Origin of the sequence: Ferrovum sp., assembly GCF_027317285.1 — a bacterium.
In the GTDB taxonomy this organism is placed as follows: Bacteria; Pseudomonadota; Gammaproteobacteria; order Burkholderiales; family Ferrovaceae; genus Ferrovum.
The window spans coordinates 336-658 of sequence record NZ_DAHVHV010000146.1 but is presented as its reverse complement, the minus strand read 5'-3'; the positions used below and the strand labels follow the sequence as shown (position 1 = coordinate 658).

2 protein-coding genes are annotated in these 323 nt (G+C 48.0%); both read left to right on the top strand.

Annotated features, from left to right (window positions below; genetic code table 11):
- Window positions 1-179, top strand: a 179-nt coding sequence (locus M6F29_RS12475; protein WP_524537736.1) for a c-type cytochrome, incomplete at its 5' end; no start/stop codon positions are given.
- Window positions 176-323: hypothetical protein (locus M6F29_RS12470; RefSeq protein WP_366526013.1), on the top strand; the 148-nt coding region annotated here is incomplete at its 3' end. The genes M6F29_RS12475 and M6F29_RS12470, both read left to right, overlap by 4 nt.

Sequence of the window (323 nt, the reverse complement as noted above, 5' to 3'; positions counted from 1 at the left end):
TGCGCAACATCGCACTCACAGCACCCTATCTGCACAATGGCTCTGCGCCAACGCTCGAAGATGCCGTAAAGATCATGGGAAAGTATCAACTGGGACTCGATTTGACCACCGAAGATATTTCAGAAATCGTTGCTTTTCTGAAGACCCTGACCGGTGAATATAATGGCCACCCCTTATGAACCTGGGGCGAATCAACTCCAAGCAGGTTTTGATCGTGCTTGCCAGCACTGTCTTCCTGACTTTTCTATTCATTAACGCAAGATCGATAGACCCTTTTCTGCATCAGCGAACCTTGGAAGACCTCAACGAAATTTCCACCATGG